Source organism: Pseudomonas sp. LBUM1668 (assembly GCF_059695715.1).
In genome coordinates this window covers 2,206,220-2,223,864 of sequence record NZ_CP166787.1, presented here as the reverse complement: position 1 = coordinate 2,223,864, position 17,645 = coordinate 2,206,220, and the positions used below count along the sequence as shown (strand labels likewise).

General features: G+C 58.4%; 23 protein-coding genes. 3 read left to right on the top strand and 20 right to left on the bottom strand.

What is annotated here, in order from left to right; genetic code table 11:
- Positions 1-4: 4 nt before the first annotated feature.
- Together ACA061_RS10005 and ACA061_RS10000 are read right to left on the bottom strand one after the other, a co-directional pair.
- Positions 5-349 (bottom strand): membrane-bound lytic murein transglycosylase EmtA, encoded by a 345-nt coding sequence (locus tag ACA061_RS10005; protein ID WP_497301343.1) that lies wholly within the window; start codon positions 347-349, stop codon positions 5-7.
- 87 nt (positions 350-436) lie between these two features.
- Positions 437-922: a hypothetical protein gene (locus tag ACA061_RS10000; protein WP_497301341.1), complete on the bottom strand. Its 486-nt coding sequence runs from the start codon at positions 920-922 to the stop codon at positions 437-439.
- A 197-nt stretch (positions 923-1,119) separates the two neighbouring features.
- On the opposite strand from ACA061_RS10000, the gene ACA061_RS09995 reads away from it, so the two are divergent.
- A complete protein-coding gene (locus ACA061_RS09995) occupies positions 1,120-1,368 on the top strand; it encodes a hypothetical protein (protein WP_280074971.1) in 249 nt (82 codons plus the stop codon).
- 109 nt (positions 1,369-1,477) lie between these two features.
- Here ACA061_RS09995 and ACA061_RS09990 read toward each other — a convergent pair whose 3' ends face one another.
- From ACA061_RS09990 to ACA061_RS09945, 10 genes are all read right to left on the bottom strand, one after another.
- The gene (locus ACA061_RS09990) at positions 1,478-2,242 is read right to left on the bottom strand and encodes a C40 family peptidase (protein WP_497301339.1); all 765 of its coding nucleotides are present in this window, start codon (positions 2,240-2,242) and stop codon (positions 1,478-1,480) included.
- A 1-nt stretch (position 2,243) separates the two neighbouring features.
- Positions 2,244-2,993 carry a phage minor tail protein L gene (locus ACA061_RS09985; RefSeq protein ID WP_497301337.1) on the bottom strand — a complete coding sequence of 250 codons (750 nt, stop codon included), beginning with the start codon at positions 2,991-2,993 and terminating at the stop codon, positions 2,244-2,246.
- A gap of 9 nt (positions 2,994-3,002) precedes the next feature.
- Positions 3,003-3,341, bottom strand: coding sequence for a phage tail protein (locus ACA061_RS09980; protein ID WP_497301335.1), 339 nt, complete (start codon positions 3,339-3,341; stop codon positions 3,003-3,005).
- Positions 3,341-6,667 carry a phage tail tape measure protein gene (locus tag ACA061_RS09975; protein ID WP_497301333.1) on the bottom strand — a complete coding sequence of 1,109 codons (3,327 nt, stop codon included), beginning with the start codon at positions 6,665-6,667 and terminating at the stop codon, positions 3,341-3,343. The genes ACA061_RS09980 and ACA061_RS09975 overlap by 1 nt, the downstream gene beginning before the upstream one ends.
- The gene (locus ACA061_RS09970; RefSeq protein WP_497301918.1) at positions 6,664-6,936 is read right to left on the bottom strand and encodes a DUF1799 domain-containing protein; all 273 of its coding nucleotides are present in this window, start codon (positions 6,934-6,936) and stop codon (positions 6,664-6,666) included. Before ACA061_RS09970 ends, ACA061_RS09975 begins: the two co-directional genes overlap by 4 nt.
- A gap of 44 nt (positions 6,937-6,980) precedes the next feature.
- The gene (locus ACA061_RS09965) at positions 6,981-7,361 is read right to left on the bottom strand and encodes a phage tail assembly chaperone (protein ID WP_497301331.1); all 381 of its coding nucleotides are present in this window, start codon (positions 7,359-7,361) and stop codon (positions 6,981-6,983) included.
- 9 nt (positions 7,362-7,370) lie between these two features.
- Positions 7,371-8,027 (bottom strand): phage tail protein, encoded by a 657-nt coding sequence (locus ACA061_RS09960; protein WP_497301329.1) that lies wholly within the window; start codon positions 8,025-8,027, stop codon positions 7,371-7,373.
- Positions 8,028-8,097: 70 nt separating this feature from the next.
- The gene (locus tag ACA061_RS09955) at positions 8,098-8,514 is read right to left on the bottom strand and encodes a phage tail terminator-like protein (RefSeq protein WP_497301327.1); all 417 of its coding nucleotides are present in this window, start codon (positions 8,512-8,514) and stop codon (positions 8,098-8,100) included.
- Entirely contained in the window at positions 8,511-9,164 is a 654-nt protein-coding gene (locus tag ACA061_RS09950; RefSeq protein ID WP_497301326.1) for a hypothetical protein, read from the bottom strand. Before ACA061_RS09950 ends, ACA061_RS09955 begins: the two co-directional genes overlap by 4 nt.
- Positions 9,161-9,529: a hypothetical protein gene (locus tag ACA061_RS09945; protein WP_497301325.1), complete on the bottom strand. Its 369-nt coding sequence runs from the start codon at positions 9,527-9,529 to the stop codon at positions 9,161-9,163. The genes ACA061_RS09950 and ACA061_RS09945 overlap by 4 nt, the downstream gene beginning before the upstream one ends.
- Before the next feature lie 28 nt (positions 9,530-9,557).
- Here ACA061_RS09945 and ACA061_RS09940 point away from each other — a divergent pair, with 28 nt between their 5' ends.
- Entirely contained in the window at positions 9,558-9,863 is a 306-nt protein-coding gene (locus ACA061_RS09940; RefSeq protein WP_497301324.1) for a hypothetical protein, read from the top strand.
- A 1-nt stretch (position 9,864) separates the two neighbouring features.
- Here ACA061_RS09940 and ACA061_RS09935 read toward each other — a convergent pair whose 3' ends face one another.
- Genes ACA061_RS09935 through ACA061_RS09920 form a run of 4 tightly spaced genes read right to left on the bottom strand, consistent with a single transcriptional unit; the run spans position 9,865 to position 12,760 of the window.
- Complete coding sequence (locus tag ACA061_RS09935; RefSeq protein ID WP_497301323.1) at positions 9,865-10,368, bottom strand: DnaT-like ssDNA-binding protein; 504 nt, start codon at positions 10,366-10,368, stop codon at positions 9,865-9,867.
- A gap of 59 nt (positions 10,369-10,427) precedes the next feature.
- Entirely contained in the window at positions 10,428-11,012 is a 585-nt protein-coding gene (locus tag ACA061_RS09930; RefSeq protein ID WP_497301322.1) for a hypothetical protein, read from the bottom strand.
- A 41-nt stretch (positions 11,013-11,053) separates the two neighbouring features.
- The gene (locus ACA061_RS09925; RefSeq protein WP_042572010.1) at positions 11,054-12,019 is read right to left on the bottom strand and encodes a major capsid protein; all 966 of its coding nucleotides are present in this window, start codon (positions 12,017-12,019) and stop codon (positions 11,054-11,056) included.
- Positions 12,020-12,031: 12 nt separating this feature from the next.
- On the bottom strand, positions 12,032-12,760 hold the full coding sequence (locus tag ACA061_RS09920; RefSeq protein WP_497301320.1) for a hypothetical protein: 729 nt from the start codon (positions 12,758-12,760) through the stop codon (positions 12,032-12,034).
- A gap of 129 nt (positions 12,761-12,889) precedes the next feature.
- Here ACA061_RS09920 and ACA061_RS09915 point away from each other — a divergent pair, with 129 nt between their 5' ends.
- Positions 12,890-13,408 (top strand): hypothetical protein, encoded by a 519-nt coding sequence (locus ACA061_RS09915; protein ID WP_497301318.1) that lies wholly within the window; start codon positions 12,890-12,892, stop codon positions 13,406-13,408.
- A gap of 2 nt (positions 13,409-13,410) precedes the next feature.
- Here ACA061_RS09915 and ACA061_RS09910 read toward each other — a convergent pair whose 3' ends face one another.
- The 4 genes from ACA061_RS09910 to ACA061_RS09895 are packed head-to-tail and all read right to left on the bottom strand — an operon-like array spanning position 13,411 to position 17,632.
- Positions 13,411-14,496 (bottom strand): minor capsid protein, encoded by a 1,086-nt coding sequence (locus ACA061_RS09910; RefSeq protein ID WP_497301316.1) that lies wholly within the window; start codon positions 14,494-14,496, stop codon positions 13,411-13,413.
- Positions 14,471-15,886: a DUF4055 domain-containing protein gene (locus ACA061_RS09905; protein WP_497301315.1), complete on the bottom strand. Its 1,416-nt coding sequence runs from the start codon at positions 15,884-15,886 to the stop codon at positions 14,471-14,473. Before ACA061_RS09905 ends, ACA061_RS09910 begins: the two co-directional genes overlap by 26 nt.
- The gene (locus tag ACA061_RS09900; protein WP_497301313.1) at positions 15,883-17,184 is read right to left on the bottom strand and encodes a terminase large subunit domain-containing protein; all 1,302 of its coding nucleotides are present in this window, start codon (positions 17,182-17,184) and stop codon (positions 15,883-15,885) included. The genes ACA061_RS09905 and ACA061_RS09900 overlap by 4 nt, the downstream gene beginning before the upstream one ends.
- Positions 17,171-17,632, bottom strand: a complete 462-nt coding sequence (locus ACA061_RS09895; RefSeq protein ID WP_497301312.1) for a DUF2280 domain-containing protein — start codon at positions 17,630-17,632, stop codon at positions 17,171-17,173. Before ACA061_RS09895 ends, ACA061_RS09900 begins: the two co-directional genes overlap by 14 nt.
- Positions 17,633-17,645: the final 13 nt, after the last annotated feature.

Below are 17,645 nucleotides of genomic sequence, written 5' to 3'. Positions count from 1 at the left end.
TAGCTCAGAGACAGTTTTTCACTGCCGCTTCAACAGCGCTTCGTCCGGGCATTGCAGACCAAGCCATTCTCTGGTGGAGCGTCACAGAGCTTCCAGTCGATGTCTTTTTGATATCGAGCAGCTCATCCGTCATGTTGTTACTTGCGACCCAAAGCCGATATCCAGATTCGGTTTCAACCATTGAGGAGTCGGTGCGAGCGGACTGCCATTTGGGGAAAACGCACAGGGCATATTTTTTAGGATCCTTCGCCGTGCCGGCTTTAAAGCTTGGATCGCTTTCTTCTAAGTCGGCGGTTGAAACACACCCAGCCAACAGCACTACCGCCAACGCCCCTACGATCAATTTCATGCAGGTCACTCCTGTGGGAAAGTGTGCACGATATCACTGGGGCGAAAGGAAATGAAAAAGCCCGGCGCTGGGCCGAGCTGCTGGCAGTCAGCCCGACACTTTCAATGTCAATGCATCCATCAATTTCTGCTTGATTACCTCGGCGACGTGGGAGAACTGTCCGACCTTAATCTCAGTGGGCACGTTGAGTACCGTGTCGTCATTCAAGCCAGACAGCGTGACGACAATAACTCCGTTATTAGAAAACAAAGTCACGCGCTGAATGAAGAATGACTTAGATAAGTTGTTCGGACTGTCTTCCAGCGTAATGCGAATCGCGAAGTTGTAACGCAGCTCGTCGCCTTCGAATTGCATCGGATGCACGCGCTTAAACTCACCGCTATCAACCGAGCCAATGTCAACGTAGCTGAAAAAAGTACCCTCCTCATCAGTCCAAGAGTCCGCCGGAAGATCTAACGATACCTGCAAATCATTCTGCAACTGGTGTGCCGCTTTTCGCAGATTCTCCCAATACTCATCCTGCTCGCGCCGAAACTCGATAAATCTTTTGGTGATATCGCTGTATTTCAACATCGGGACATTCCTTCGCTCGAGTGGAGCCATCATTCTAGCATCACTCCTCAAACAGCCTGTACGAATCCCCAGTAACGCCGGGGAGCACACCGATAGTAGCCTCTTGCCCTCACGCAACGGATTCCCCAGTCCTTTGCCTGCAAGCCCAAGGACTGGGATTGCGCCAATCTCGGCGCGGATAACGCAAGGAAAGTGAAATGAGCAAAACGCAACTGTCATCGTTCGAAGCCGGGGTGATGTCCGCTCTCGGTGCAATCTCGCTCTATCTCCGCTCACGCCCGGATTACGACCAAGCGGAGCTGACGAAGTACATCGACTTCTTCAAAAACACCCGTCAGCCGGATGCAGAGTCGGGCGCGTTTAACCTGCCTCTCGACGCAGTTGGCGGCGACCTGAGCAATGTTCAGGATGCGATTAAGAAAGGTGTCGGAGCTAAGCCGCTGTAGCTTTGATTGGCGCATTGTCGCGGATGACAGCTTCGACAATGCGCACTTTACCGTCTTGTGTTACTTCAAATGGCTGACTCATAAATCTATCTCCCGCGGACTGGCCGCGTCATTTGGTTGGTTGTGCATTTTTGTGCCTGAGAATCAGGCGTGTTCGGTCGAGCCGAGGGCCACCGAAAACGATGACCTCAGACGGTCTTCCGTACAGGTGATGCAGCAGGAATGGCCCGGGGCCGAACGTGGCAGCATCTTCACCCGGCAGCGCCGGATCAGTGCCGAGGAAGATCCCGGCGTGGTTTGGGTACACTGTGCGACCCACTTCCATCACGATCATGTCGCCGCGCTGCGGCTGGTCGACCCGGTAAAAGCCGGCGGCCTCGTAGTTCGCCTCGTACAGGCTGGTGTTGTCCTTGCTCTCCCACCAGCCGTCGGCGCGTTTGAACGCTTCGAACTCCAACCCCCACTCACGCTGGTACCAATCCGCGCAGACCTGCCAGCAGTCCCAGGCTCCGTGCACAAATGGGCGTTTGAGCAGCGGTACGTCGCCAGTGGGCATGACCGTTCTGAGATCCCCTTCCGGCCAGCTCAGAATGTGCCAGGGCAGCGCCGTTGCCTCGCACATGGCCAGGTCACGCGGCGAAGGCCGGCTGGTGGCGTCCGGATGCGAATGCACCACGCCGATCACTTCGCCGATGTCTTCGGCCTGGGCGTATTCCTCTGGATCGATCCGGAACTCTTCATTCGGCTCGGTCGAAACGTTGATACAGGGAAAGTATTGTTGCTTGCGCCCGATCGCCAGCAGAAGCCCGCAGCACTCTTTCGGGTACTCGGCTTCCGCATGCGCCTGGATCGCGTTCAAGATGTGCTTTCGCATGTCAGCTCCGTGCGATAAGGGAAACGGCGGGGAAGCCACCGAACGGCAGTGGGTTTCCTTCGCCGAATCGAGGAATGCAGCCCCTGCCCAGCGTGGCGTCGCACTCGTCCAATTCCGGGTTATCGGTGACGACGCCATCCTTGGTCACGTACGGGCCGGTGTAGCCGCAGTTCGGCCCGCGGTACCCGCCGGTGAGGCACCAGTGGCACAGCGTCGTGGCCTGCCGGCCGATGGATTCGTTGCCAACGTCGCCCGGGCTGGCCAGCTCCCAACTGACGTTTTCCCCGTCCTCGTTCGTCTTCTGGTCGATATACCAGACCTCGATCGTCTCTTGGGTTGGGTCTGCCGTGAGATTGCCGGCCGGGAAGTTTGCCGCATCGAGGTACGTCCCCAGCGTGTGGCGCATCGTCAGCTTGAACTCGAGCAAATCCTCGAACGCCAGACAGAGCGCGGTGATGCGCCCGTTGACGTTGCCAACCGACAGCGTCGGACGCACCGCAGTGCCATCGCCGTTCGCTTCGATCCCGTCGACCTGCATCGGCCAGGCGTTGTACTCGTTGCCCTGCCAGTAAATCGCTTTCGCAGGCAATTGGTCCGCGTTGTCGCCGGCGGCGATCAGCTCGGCCGCCGTGTGCGGGATCGCGTGCCCGTGGAAGCGCAGAACATCTGCGCCATAGTCCGTGCCGTCCAATTCAAAGAGCAGCACTTCGCTGCTAGGTTCAAGCACCTGGATGTCACTGATCAGCGGCATGATTGCCCCTTATGGTTGGAATGCCCGCTCGAACGTGGCGGTAAGTTTGAAGACCCCGCCGCCCATTGGTATGGGAGCGGGATTTTTGCAGGTGAACAGTCCGAGTTCGCCGAGCGGCGTTGTCCAGAGGAACGCCTTTGCCCCGGCATGTCGGTCGAGGAACTCCATGATCTTCACCACCACGACCTTCTGGCCGACGCAGGTGACCGGGTAGGAGTCCTCTTTGTTGTTCGGGCCGTCACCGACGTTCTGCGCGTAGCCGTTGCCGAATTTCGAGGTGCGCACCCGATAAGTAATATCGGGTGTTTCCCCGCGCTCGGTCGGCCAAGTGAATTTCTCGATGGCCATCAGCCTCTCCCATTTGTCAGGCGCCAGATCGAACCGCCCGGCTGCAGCGCGCGGGCAATTGCAGTTTCGGCTTCGGTTTTTGCCGCCTGCTGAATACCCTTACCCAGCTGCGTCGTGTCTTCAGTGCTAGCCGATCCGCCGCTACCAGCGGTCTGAACTGACACTGCGACGGGGAAGTTGTAAACGCTGCCGCCACCGCCTGACATTGCAGCCAGCGCAGACCCGCCGCCGGCCGCCAACGGCGTAACGCTACCGCCGTTGGCACCGGTCATAAGGAACGACCGCCCGCCCTCGTTGTAGAGCTCCGGCCCCAGTTCGTTGACTTCGTACAGAGAGTTCGGCGCAACAGGCCCGCCAGCAGCCCGATATCCGGAGAGATCGAACCCCGTGTAACCGGCCTGCGATGCTCCGAGATCTGACGACACCGCACCGGCAGATCCAGCGGTCAACCCATTCCCGCCACCACCGCCGAAGTACGAACCCGCCACCGACGCGGCAACACCGAATAAAGCGCTGAGCCCTTGTGAAGTAGCCTGTCGAGTAGCGATCTTCGCCATATCCGCCAACACCGATTTGGTGAAGTCAGAAAAAGAGAATTTGCCGTTGATGGCGAAACTGGCTACAGCGTCCTCTGCCGAGCTGAACGCATTGGTGAGCAGGCTTTTCGTCTGCCCCGCCGCATTCTGTGCGGACTCCAGATAGTTCTGCCATGCCGACGAGGCTCCGGCACTCCAGTCGCCCTGGGCTGCCGTCATCTCGTCGTAATTGGATTGAACCGTGTCGTGTAGATCCTGCTGGGTCGCCTTCAGTGCCGCTAGTTTCTGCATGTACTCGTCGAGACTCATCCCGCGCGAGCCATCACCGTACTGATTCGCCAGATCCAGCTTCTGCTGATTGAAGCGATCGTCGATGCCGTTTTGCTGGCTCATCAGATCGCGCTGACGATCTCCCAGGCCGATGGCTGCCGCCGCACGCTGGCCCTGCTCACGCAGAGTTTTGACTTGTTGCTGCAGTGCGCTGGTATAGGTATTGACAGCCTCCGACTGCCTCTTCAGCCGACCTTCTTCGTTCTTCGCCAGAACGCTCAGCTCGGTGTCAGCGTCCTGCTGAACCTTGAGCATGGCGGCCCGGGCGTCGGCAACTTTTTGGTCAAGCTGGATGCGCTGTGCCGCTGATGTACCTGCCTTGCTCTTTGCGGCCTCAAGTGCGGCGATCTCAGCCTCATACGCAGCAGTGACCTCGTCGCGCTCGTTGCCGATCATGGCCTCGCGCGCTTGCAAATAGTCTGCCTGCGAGATCAGCCCGGCCTTTTGCGAAGCCTCCAAGTCTTTTTGCGCATTTTTGTACTCGGCGAGCACGGCGCTGAGCGAATTTTTTGAGTCATTGAAACCGGATAGATCGACGCTGCCAGCACCCGGTTTGGAATCCTTGTTCTGGTCGTCAATCGCCTTGCGTAGCTTGTCGTAGGCGCCACCGGAATACTTCTTCCCGTCAAACTGAACGCCATCCAGCAGCGCCGATTTCTGGCCAGTCTTTTCCGCGTTCTGATAGAGCGTAGCGAACTGATCATTGAGCTTTTTGTAGGCATCCTGACGTTTTGCTAGCGGGTTCAGGTTGTCCATCTGCTTGTCCAGTTCCTTCTGGACGGTAATCAGCTCCTTGTTGGCCCTAGTCGCTTCGCCTGTCGCCGCGGTGTTGCTTTCGCTTGCCGACAAGCGTGCCTTCAGTCCTGCAAGCTTGGCCTCCAGTGCCGGCGTAGAGTCGTCATTCTCACCGTCGCCCAACCCAAAAAAGGAATTGAGCGAGCTCAGTCCGTTCGATACCGCACCTTTAACCCCGCCTCCCTTCCGGGTATCCAGCACTCGCTGCGTGATCTCGATCTGCTTTGCCAGATCAGGGAAAATCTCTGACCGGATTTCAGCGTAGGCCCCCTTGATCGCCACCTTCACTCGGTCCCAATCGCGTTCGATATCGGACAAGGAGTTGCGGTAATTCTTCAGTCGCTCTTGTGCCGCCTGATTGAGATCTTCACTCAAGGTGTCCAGCGCTCGCTGATGGTCGCCCTGATCATCAATCGCCTTGATCGTCTGGTACTGCTCGTAGGTGAGCAGCCCATACTGGTCGCTGATCTTTGCCGCGGCTTCTGACGCGGTGTCTCCGGCATTCGCGAGCGATTTGGCGATGTCTCCGGCGCCCTTCCCTGTTACCTCACCAATTGCTGCGGCGGCCTGAGCCAGGTTCTGCATTTGGACGCCACTGGTGGCGGCACCGGAAGCCAGTGCAATCACCGCCTCACGAGCGCCCGCAAAGTTCTCAGTGATCGCTCCAGCGGTATCGGCCATAAGTTTGAGGCTAGCAATGCTCTGCCCGGCATCGTTTGATCCGCCGTTGATGGCGGCGTTGAACTCGCGAGCCTGCTTCTGTGCATCGAGGTAGGCATAACCCAGCGCGCCAAGGACGCCCACCAGCAAACCGGCTGGAATCACTGCTGCGGCCAGACTCTTGGCAGAAGCTCCCGCACCGGCACCGAGCTGCGCAACTGCCCGGGCACCGCTACCCCAATCCCCAGACTGCAGGGCGTTGGTCAGTTGCATCACGTTTTCTTGCGCCTGGCGGGTGCCGAGCTTCAACTTGTCGAATGCGGTTTCTGTCGCTGTCAGACCATCACGGTCTTTGCCGATCCTCGCCAGTGCCTCACCGTAACGGGTCGCGTCGATCTGGCCGGCCTTGTGCAGATCGTTGAGTGCCTTTTCCTGCGCCTCCAGCTTGGCCAGTTTGGCGGTGACCGGGTCGATGCCGTTGACTGTGCGCTTCAACGCTTCGATCTGACGGTTTTCAGCGTCGATCAGCCGCTGCTTCTGCGCCATTTCCTTGGCTTCAGCTTTCTCAATGCGCTCATATGCCTTGCCAAGCCGATCCTGATAGGACTCCTGCTGTTCAATGGTGACGAGACCGCCCTTGCGAGCGCGCTCCAGCAAGCCTTCAGCCTGGATCAGTTGCTCCATGCTGCCGATGTTGCCGGACATCGCCTTGTCGAGCTGGCTGATGATCGCGATTTCACTGGCCGCGCTGGCACCCGCCTTGCGGCTGGCATCGACCTGGCGCTCTTTGGCGCCCGTGGCCTTGTCGATGCCCTGAGCAGCCTCATTCTCGGCCTGACTGATCTTCTTGCCGGTGTTGGCCAAGCCCTCGCCCGACTTGCCGAGATCATCAATTGCTTTTTCGGCATCGACTGCTGAATCGACCAGCTTGTCGAGATCATCAGCCGCTTTGAATGCAGACGAGGAATTGACCTCGATACCGAGGGACGCGAAGTTGGTGCTCATTTACTGTCCCTCTGTTCCGCCATCACCTGCAGGGCTTCGGCTTCCATGACTCGAATGTCTGGAAAGACATCGGCGACTTCCGACCGGGAAAACCCGAGAAAACCGGCGACATGGCGAATTGACGTGTAATCGAGCCCGGTAGCGCCGCACGCGCCTGTACGCCACTGAGTGCTCATAGCCTCGAAGACCTTGAAGGCCTGCCAGACATCCGGCCAGACCTCACAGATTTCATCGGGTATGTCGCGTAGGGAAAGGCCGAAGGCCGCCAGCGATTCGGCTGACGGTCCCGGCTCGTACAGCTTGCGGGAGACGCTTAGGAGTTTCCCAGGCGAGCCTTGCCGAAGGCATCCGAATAAGCGGCCAACACCGCGCCCGGAGTGGCGGCGATGGAGCTGACCAGGATGCGCAGGTTTTCGTCGGTGAACTCTTCGGCGATATCCCAGCCGACGACGATTGCTTTCAACTGCTCGACCTGCAAATCAATCAGCAAGGCAGTGAACTGCTCGATGTCAGCCTCTTCCGCTTTCTCCTTGAGCGCCTTATGACGCTCACCCCACTCTGCGTAAAGGCCCGCCAGCTCGGTGCGATCGCGATATTTGAACTCGAACTCGACGCTAACCGGATCGCCGCCGACCGTTGGCAGCATGACGACATGCTTGAAGGTTGGATTCCGGGCGAGTGTGAACTTTGCCATGTGCCTTCCTTACGCCGAAGCGCTGTAACGGGTTGGTCGGCCGGTCAGTGCGATGCTGATAACGCGGGTCATCAGGTTGTTGCGCGACATGGTCGGGGTCGAAGTGATCGATACGTAGCCGTTGTAAACGATGCTGCTGCCGCCCGGCAGGTTCAGACGCAGCACTCGCGCCTGTTTGTCATCGTCCGCTGCTTCGCAGACATCGACATAGGGCTTGGACGGGTCGTCGGCAACCGTGATGCTCAGGGTGATCGGATTCTTGGTGGTCGGCATCTGCCGATCATCATCGTCGGCTAGGAAGCCGAAGGTCAGGAACTGCTGATCACCGCCGGTAGAGTTCAGCTCTGTAATCTGAGAGATCTCGGTGAACGAGGTCACTTCGCGAGCCGAACCAATACCGGAGCCCGCCGGGTACTGCTGAACGCTGGTGGTGTTGACGCCACCCAGCGCAAATGTGCCGCTGGCGATATCGGCAACCCGAACGGCGCGGCCGTCGAGGCGCGTCCAACCGGAGTTCACGGAGATGATGTCGCCCTCGGCCAGGCCATGCGCCAACGCCGCGGCCACCGCCGGGTTCGCGTTGCTCAGAGTAGTGAATGGGATTGCTGTGCCATAGGCGGAAGCAATTTCGAAAGTTGCGCCGTTGGGCATTTGAATGCCAGCCATTGGTGTTTCCTCTTTGCAGAAATGACAAAACCCGCTCAAGGGCGGGTTCTGGGTTTGCCCAATGGGCGTATTAGTTGGTGTCTGCTCGGTACGCGAAAGAAACCGGTACTGCGTAGGTCGTGTCGTCCGGGATACCTGGCCCCTGATCGACCGGCGTCATGGTCACCACAGTCAATGCATTCTTCGTGTTGCGCTCGTACAGCGGAAACAGTGCGGCAATCTGGTCGGCGATTGCGCCGGCCGCGCCGCGATACTTGCCCGCCGGCGTCACGATGCTGACCTGAAACACGCCGGTGTATAGCTTGTGGTCGCCGCTGAGCGTGTTGCTTGCGGTGTCGCTCGGCAGAGTGAAAGCTCGCAAGTAGGTAACGCCATTTCCGGGTTCATAGGCCTCGTTCTCGACGACAACCTTGAGCGGTGTCGGCAAAGCCTTCGCCCAAGCGATCAACCTGGCCTCGTAGATCGAGGCGATGATGTTGTGGCTCATACCTGATTGTTCCTGATGGCTTCGTCGACGATCTGCTGGAACCGCGCGAGTGTTATGCGCACCATGCCGCCCGGTGCCTGCTTCGAATGTCCATACTCAAGCGGCACGGCGTACGGCAGGTTGTTCACCAGGTACGCAGTCTGCCCAATGGTCAGCGACTGCACCTGAGCTCTCAGCACCGCGATCGAGACGTTGCCCGACGGGTCGATCTGATCAATCACACCGTCGGCCGGCGAATCGATTGAGAACTGCCAGTTGCCCCGGAACCGCCCGCCGACATAGCCGCTGCCCGCGACCAGGCCGTTCACGTTGTAGTTCTGGTCGCGCTCGGTCTTGGTCAGGGGCTTCGCGTACTTCACGCCGCGCTTCAGCTTGCCGGCCTTGGTGAAGTTGCTGTCAGTCAGGTTGATGACCGTGTTTCGCACGGCCACCTTGAAGTCGTAGGCATCGGCCGTCGCAGTGTTCGCTTGACGATGCGCAACGTTGGCCGCCCAAATCTCAGGATTGCCCACCGGTGACATTCGGATAACACTGCTGCCGATCTCGATAACGATCTCGCGGAAAGTTGCGTCGAGTCCTGCCTGTACCTGCTCGGCAAACTGGCGGATGTTCTCGGCAAAGCTGCCATTGAGGCCTGAGTATTTGCTCATGACCGCACCTGCAACTCGTAGAGGATCGGAGTGCCGGCTGGGTTGATCTCTTTCAACGGCGGGACGATTGACCAGGTTCGGCCTTGAACGACGACCTTGTTCAGCAGACCCGGCGTCCACTCAAGCCCCTTCGCGGCGATCTTCAGCTTCTTGTCGCCCTGCTTGATGAGGCTGTTGTTCTGGAATTCTTGGCCAGTGAAGTCGAGGAGGATGCCTTGGGCGATCTGTTCGGCTACTGTTTCGGGTCCGGCGGTGCCGGTGTCCGGATCATACTCGCCAGTGGTAGTCGCTCGAATGATCACAGGTTGCCCAAACTCTGTAATCATGTTCAGTGAAGTGACGGCCATATCGTCATAAAAAGCCATAGTAAGCCCCTGATCATGGAGAGGATCAATGAACAACCAGCAACGCGCCGCGCTTATTTCCGCAGCACTCCAAGCCTATTTGACTTGTCCTCCAGTACTGAAGTGCTTCTATCGTTTAGATTTACGAGGCGCGATTCAGGAAGCGTTGGCAGGCACCAAAGATGAGGAATGGACATATAGAGCTCAGGGCAGGTGCTGCCCATTCGTGGTGGACGAGGATTCGCACGTAGATCTGGCAGCCACGACTCACCTCGCCACTACGATCCACAATGCGTTTGAGTGGCCCGAGGATCTTTTCTGGAACTGGTGGTGGAACAAGCTTTTGACTTACTGACTCAGGCCCGGACAGCAAACAGCCCGCGCCGCTGGAGGTAATCGGCAAACTGTGTGGCACTCGGCCGATCTGGCGCAGCTGGCAACAGTCGGCCGCTGGTGTTGGGAATCGTCGCGTACTCGCGAGTTACAGCGCCTTCGACACGTTCCAGTGTCACCGCGCCTTTGCGCTTTTCGATGGGGTCGATGTCGTCGTCGTGAATCTCGGCGGCCAAAGCCATCTGGCCGTACTGGATTCGCGCCGGCAGGTAATTGTCCGGCTTGATCTCGTAATCCAGCTCGATGCCTCGGCGCGGCCAGGACAAAGCCTGCTCGCTGTTGGACTTTCGCCCTTTCCACGTCATGCCATCCATTGCCAGCGCGGCCCGGCGCAGCAGCGCTTCCTGTGCTGGTACTTCCGCAGGGATGGTCACGCCGAACTTCACGGCGTACATGGCCAGATCTTCGGCGGAGGCGTAGCTTTCGGCGTCAGGCTTGCCGGTACCGTCCTCAATGATGAGTGTCATGCGTCAACTCGCTGCAATGGTTTGTAGATTGGCCGCCGGGTGACCGACAGCCAGCAGTATTACTTCTTGAGCAACTCAGCGACGAGTTTTTCGAGGGATTCTTTCGAGGCGTTGGCACGGTACTGGATATTGGCTTCATCGAGCCTTGCCTTCAGCGCCGCGATTTCACCAGACTCATCAGCCGGCGGCGTGAGGGCGGACTTCTTCAGCTCTTCAACCTCGCCGCGAAGTGCGTCGACAGTCAAGACCAGGCCGTCACGCTCAGAGGTCAGCTCAACAACCGAAGCATGGATGGCGCCCAGCACTTCAAACAAGCGTAACGCCAGTTCGCCCGACTCGGGACGATCAATCTCGCCAGCTTCCAGGCCGTCAACAAGGATCTGGATCGATCCATGCTCAGCACGCAAAGCCGCGATCACCTTTTCCAGTTCAGCCTGGTTGCCCGAACCAACAATCTGCACGCGCTTGGCTTCCTCCACCGATACGTCAATGCCGGCTGCTTCGTACGCATTGACCACGCTCGGCCAATCGCCAATCACCAGCACGCTGGTGACGCCGGCTTCGGGCTTATCGAAGTGTTCCGGATTGCGATAACGCTTCTCCGGGTCGAAGCCGTTCAGCTGGTTGCTGTAAGTCAGTTCCATGTGTTTCTCCAAGGCGGCCATTGCTGACCGCGAGTTGAGACTTAGCCACCAGTGACAGGAGGCGTTGCGGTGAGCGTGATCATCACGCCAGCGGTGACCTTGTTGCTGCCCGCGTGCTTGACCCAGTTAGCAGCGGAGCCGACGGCAGCCAAGGTCGGGTTGGAACCGCCAGTGGTGGCTTTCCAGCTGTAACCCAGCACATCGATGTTCACGGTGCCTTCAGCGCGATAGCCGATGCTCAGGTTTTCTTCGTCGTTCACTTCGTAGGAACGGAAGCCCGGGGCCTGGGATTCAGTGATGGTTACAGCGTTTGGCAGCAGGCCAAAAATCACGTCCGCCGGCGCGGTATCGGTCACCAACACCGGCTTGCCCAGGGTGCCCGGCAGGCCGCCGTAGATCACGACGCCAGCTTCCTCGTAGATCTTGTTGGTGATGGCTTCGTCGACGATGTCGAAGTAGGCGCTGGAGTGCATGACCCACAGAGCAATACGGCCGAACTTGTCGCCGAACTTGCGCATGCCGCGGGTCAGCGTCTTCTTACCGTCGGTTTCGATGTTGGCCGAGACCACCATGTCAGCGTTGGAACCGATGGCGGCACGCAGACCAGCAGTTGCGTACTGGATGAAGCCTTCCAGAGTCGCATCAGCAACGTCGGCACCGACGATCTGGGAGAACTCCTCGACCGGACGACCGCGGCGCTTGAAAGCCTCTTCAGTGGTCTGGTACGGGCCGTATTTCCAGGGAGCCTTGACGCCGACAGCTTCGCCGGCGCTGATCTTCTTGGCAGTTACCTTGCCGTCGGAGTTGACGTCTCGGTGCTCTAGGGAGCCGTTCAGCTTGTAGAGAGCGCGCTTACGGAAGTCGCCTTCGATCAGCTCGTTGTCCAGCACCATCGCGCCGTTGGACGATGCGTTGAACACATCCAGGTTGTCCTGGACACGCTCCAGATATGCGGTTTGCGCCTCATCGTTGTAGATGATCAGGTCGCTGTTAACGGTTGTAGCCATGGGTGAATCCCCTTACTTGGGCAATGCGAGATATGCGGTTTGGCCGTGCTTGCGCTGAAAATCGCGCTTCTGCTCGGAGGTCATTTCGGAGCGCTTGAATGCAGCCTTGCCGCCACCCCCGCCCGGGGCAAATGTCCCTGAAGCCCTTGGCCACAGATGAGGTGCGCTTTCGCGCAGAGATTCCGCCCATTCGAGCGGAGTCAGAGGGGTCTTGCCGTCTTTACCGAGGATGACCTGGCCGGATTCATCTACGGCGACTGCATCGCCATCGTCGTTAAGGGTGAACACGCCTTTAGCGCGCAGGATGATGTCGTCGGTTGCTTCTGGCAGAGCGCCGGCTTTCAGTGCCGCACCGCGCACCGAGTCACCCAGAACCTTGCCCTGGAACTTGGCAGCGAAGGATTCAGCCTTCTCGGCGCGCTCGCTGATGGTCTTCAACTGCTTGTCGTAGTCACCACGCAGGCGTTCGGTTCGGCGGTTAAAGACTTCATCCACCTTGCCCTCAGTCAGCAGCTTGGTTTCTTCGTCTTGGCCCGCCCGGCTGAGCAGGCCTTTGACGGCGTCGATGTCGATGCCTTCGAATTGCGTTTCGAACTGGGTCAGCTTGCCGGTGGTTTCCTTCAGCTTGCCCAGAAGTTCGGAGTTTTTGGTTTTCAGACCAGAAACAGAGGTCTCAACGGCAGTCGCGATAGCGGCCTTGATTGCCGGATTGTCCAGGTCGATTTCGTTTTCTTCTGCCACGTTAATGCACCCCTTGGGTATGTGTGCCCGCTTTGCAGGCATAAAAAAACCCGCTAAGGCGGGTTGTGTTCATAATTTTTGGCAGTGAAGATCCGCCGTTACCACTTGGCAATATGAATAAGGATGACGATGAACAACCCGCACTTATCGAAAGGTCGTTTCTTTTCGCTATCAGAAACAATCACGGTAGCGATCGTCAGCTCGGCGGCGGCGCTAATTGGCGCCTTTGGTAGCTCCGCGATAACACTGATGGCAAGTAACGACTCTCTGAATCAAAACCGGATTCAGAATTGCGTTCAAAGAATGGACAAGCGAGAGGAGACACTACGATCCAAGGGCGATGCATTTCTCAAAAGCATCGCGAGTATTACAACCTACTCCTACAGCCCATTGAGAGATGCTGTCGGCTGGAATGAACGAGCGGAACAGCTTATGGAGAATGCATTCATGGTCGCGGTGTACGCTCCCGAAATCTCCGTTGAGACTCTCAAGGTATCGAACATGATGCGTGAAACACTGAACGTATCTGCTGAAGACGAAGCACGCGTTTTCAAAGAGCTCGAAACAGAAGCAGGACGTTGGCCAAAGCTGTATTTCAATGTCATAAAAAGCGTTGAAGTAGAAAGAGCGAAATGTATCAATCCATGATCTCAAAGCCCCGCCACTTCAAACGCTAAAGGCTCCAACGTCTTCATTTGTGCAAGGGTCAATGGAGCGAAGTTGCGATCAAGCTGCAGTTCTGCAAAGCGCTCAACACTAAGGCCTCCCTCGCGAAACAATTTTGCCCGCACTGGCCCGATTGCCACATCCTGGAACGACGCCGGCTGCTGTTGAAGCCAGTGGTAATAGTCGAGGCTCGCGCTGACCTGCCCTGCTCCATCTGCCCCCACCGCCGCCCGGGTAGCACCCTTGGCGAACATCTCGCTGAGCTTGGTCAGTAGGACGAACGTGGTGCGACAATTCGGGTGAAACGGCGGCCTCGGCCCGGAATCGACCGGAAACCGGCGCTTATCCATCGACCGACATTGCTGGCTGGTCTTGCTGTCCAGCGTGGCGACCATCTCAATCTCGGACACGATGTCCGTGTTGGCCTTGGCCACCTCCATGCGCGCCTGAGACGACACATGCTGAATCGCGGTGTGTACGACTGTGCTGGCATTGCGGTGGGTGGTGGCGAGAATGCCGTCCTTGTAGCCGGCAGACTTTGTACCTCGGATGTTGCGAATGATCTGGAAGTTCGTTTGCCCTTCGAAGAAGCCCTGCCGGATCGTGCCGGTGACGCGCTCGCGCTCGGCAGTGGTCCAACCCTTGATGAACGACTTCAGCAGCTTGCCGCCGCCGGTACCGCGCACACTGAGGGGATTGGTCAGCACCGCGGTGCGTATCGCTGCTGCCGTCGGCGCGACCACATCCAACGAAACACCAACCGGCGCAGACCGGGCCAGGTTCTCCGCCTCAAACTCAGCCTCGTAGTTGGCGATGTCGATCAGGTCGAGATTCAGTTGCGCGCTGTAACGGTCGAAGATACCCAGCAGCAGACTGTCGACCTCTTTCAGCAACGCCTCCAGCCGCTTCACGTTGTACTCGGTCAGATCTGACTGCGTGAGCCGGTCGCGTATCGAGCGGTCGATCTCCTTCAGGAAGGGTGCGAATTTTCCGACCTCCCCAGCCTTCAGCTTTTCGAGGAAGACTGCGTGCCGAATCGTGGCGTCAAAGATTGCTTGGTTTGCCGCCATCTACTTTGTCCTCATCGTCCAGGCCCAAGCCGTCGCCCTGCTCTGCCAGCTCACCATCGATTTGCTGATCTGTGCGCTCAGGCGCGATCAATCCCAGTTTGCGCAGATAGGCACGCAGGTCCGCTTTAGCGAAGCCGCCGTTCTGCCACAAGCCAACCAAGGCTGTGATCATCTGCGGATCGGCAGTCAGCTCAACGAACTCTTGATTGATCTGATAAGCGACCTTGTCGGAGACGCCCATGTACTGACCGCACCACATGATCGCTCGGGTGTATGCCTCACTGATGTTGGCCACGCAGCCGGCGAGCACCGACGTCGATGCAGACTGATCGCCGCGCGACTCGGTCGCGGTCTTGGTGGCCAGCGAAGCAACCACCATGCGAGCACCCAGCTCGATCATCATCTGGTTCTTGTCGGCCATCGCCTCCTTGACCAGTGTGTTGGGCAGCGGCTGCGCATAGCCGAACTGCCCACCGGCCGGCAACATCATCGGCGCGCGTGAACCCACGTAAACGCCGTTCTTTTCCATCCAATCGCGCCACTGCTCATCCAGTCCAGAAATCCACGGCTGAGCTTGGCCACACCAGAAGACGCTGTCTTCATAGTCAGCACTGTTCCGGTAATGGCCCAGGTTGATCATGGCAATGTCGTACAGCGGCGACTCATCAATAGTGGGATCGTTGTTCTGCGCCCCGACGAACGTGAACGGGATCTCTTTCAGGCGGCCGGCGGCGCCGGTGGGCTTGAACTCCTGAACAACGGCCAACGGCCCGCCACCTTTCGGCCCGGACCGGCGCCAAACACGGCAGACAAAGCCGTCATCCTCGAGAGCCAATTCGCGATACTGCTCGATCACCTTGAAGCCGAATCCATCTTCGATTTCCGGCGACTCGCGCAGCACCACCAGGGTCAGCACGCTGTGACCGTTCACCATGCCCGTGCGCCAGTTGATGATGTCTTCGGCGCAGTACGACAGGATCACCGAGTGCCCACCGGCGCCGGCGTCTTGGTGATAGTCGACGTACAGACCATGCCGCCCAGCCTCAAGCACCTTTTCCAGCGTGCCTTGCGAGTGCTGGTAGATGCTCACCCCGGAGCCGTTGGCATCGTCCTGCAGATACTCCAGCTTCTTCGCAACGACCAGCGTCGGATCTTTGTGAAAGGCCAAACCGAGCAATCCGTTTCGCGTGTGACCAGTGGCGTTCTTGAACACCGCCCGTTCGCGATAGGCCTTGTTTCGATCTACGTTTTCTGGCGACTTGTCGTGAGCGTTGATGTAAGGCAGTCGGTCGACAACTCGGTGCTGGCCGGCGCAAACGTCGCGAACGGTTGACCAGCGATCCAATACTTCGATGTAGTCCGCCCGCTTGAAGGAAACGTCGTTGCTCATCGGGCGTATCCCATTTTGATAGCGGTGACCGGTTTGATGATCGGGTACTCGCGGTGAATGAAGTAACCGCCGCCGTCGTTGGCGTGGTCGTTGCCTTGGCTCTTGTCCGGCTCGCCGTTGGGCGCCCAGATCTGCTGTTCCAAGCCGTCGGCGTAGGTCGGGCATGTAAACGGGTTGACCAGATAACGCCGCTCGCCCTGCGCGTTGCAGAACATGGCGTTCATGGAGTTGATCCGATCCTTCACCGGCGGGTTAGCGGCCGGCGCGATGACCGTGAAGCCGGCCTGCTTGAGCATGGCGATATCGGTGAGGCTGGCATTTACCGACTTGCGCGAGTCGCCGGAGGCGTCCGGGTAGATCCGGATCTCGCAGGTCTTCTTGTAGTCGTTGCCGGTGTGCTCCCAGTACCGCTCTTTGATGCGGCGGATCATGTCAGGCGTGTCATAGCCATCCATCAACTCGTCCACGGCCCGCGGCAACCCCTGATCACGTTTGACGTGGGTGATCGCCGCCATCTTGCCGACGTTGAAGTCCATGCCGATGAACAGCGGCTCACCGGGCTGCACAGTGTCGAAGCACTGATTCAACTTGCGGTCGTAAGCGTGGTAGATCGATCCGGACGTCAGGTTGACGAACTGGCCATTCAGGTACGCACGAATCAGCTGCTCGGGATAGGACTCCATCAACGACGCGATGTAGTCGTCAGGCAGGTTCAGCTCGTTGTCGAAGGTGCTGGCTTGGATAAGGCCATACATCTCCTTCAGCGCCGGCTTGTCGCGCAACTGCTTCACGAACTGCAGGAAGACAAACTTGAAGCCTTCCGGCGTCGTGGTCACGTCCACGCCGTTTTTAAGCCCGGGCAGGTTGTAACGCATCCGAGCAATAATCTTGCGCCAAGCCTGCTGCGCCTTGATCGACGTCAACACGTCCAGCTCATCCACCAGAGCGTGACCGATCTTGAAGCCGACAATCGTCTGCGGCTTTTCCATCGACCGGCAAATCACAGTGCCACGATATTGCCGGCCGCTGTAAATGTGAACCTCATGGTTCGCCTGGTTGATCTTCGTCTTCAGCCCCCAGTCGTAGGCAACCTCCTCCATCGTGGGATAGAAGATGTCGCGGATCTGCGGGTAAGTCGGTGCGAAGTAACCAGCGTTAACGCCCGGCCACTCCATGAAATGCTTGCTGAGTGCCGAGCATCCGACCCAAGTCTTCCCGGAACCGAATCCAGCAACGAATGCGCGAAACTTGTGGGGTAACAGGAGGAACTGCGACTGCGGAACATTAAGGCTCGGCATTCGGCTTCCTCGCATCCACTACGTCGACCTGAATGCGCGTTGGGATCGCCGGCTCATCGTCTGGCTCATCCTTCCGGTGGCGATTGACGTAGACGTCTCCGACTTCCTTCGCAGCCTGCTCCAGGATCTGCATTGCGAGGCCGATGTTCTTCATCGTCTCGGCCCGCTCGACAAAACGGTTCATGGCGCGGAGCCGGAACGCTCGATTGGCGATCGGGATTTCGGCGGTCTCTTCGCGGAAGCGCTTGCGGGTCTCTTCAAACACCGCTTTCCACTTCACGCCAAGGTCACGGCCGGCATGCTTCGTTGGGTCGTACTGCTCGCACTGCTGGCGAGACACCTCGACACCAAAAGTTTCCTTGACCGCCTGCACTACCTGAGTCGGCGTATCAAAGCAGGCCAACGCCTGCACAATGAAGCGCTTCACCTCATCTTTCAGGGCTGCCATATTGGTTTATTCC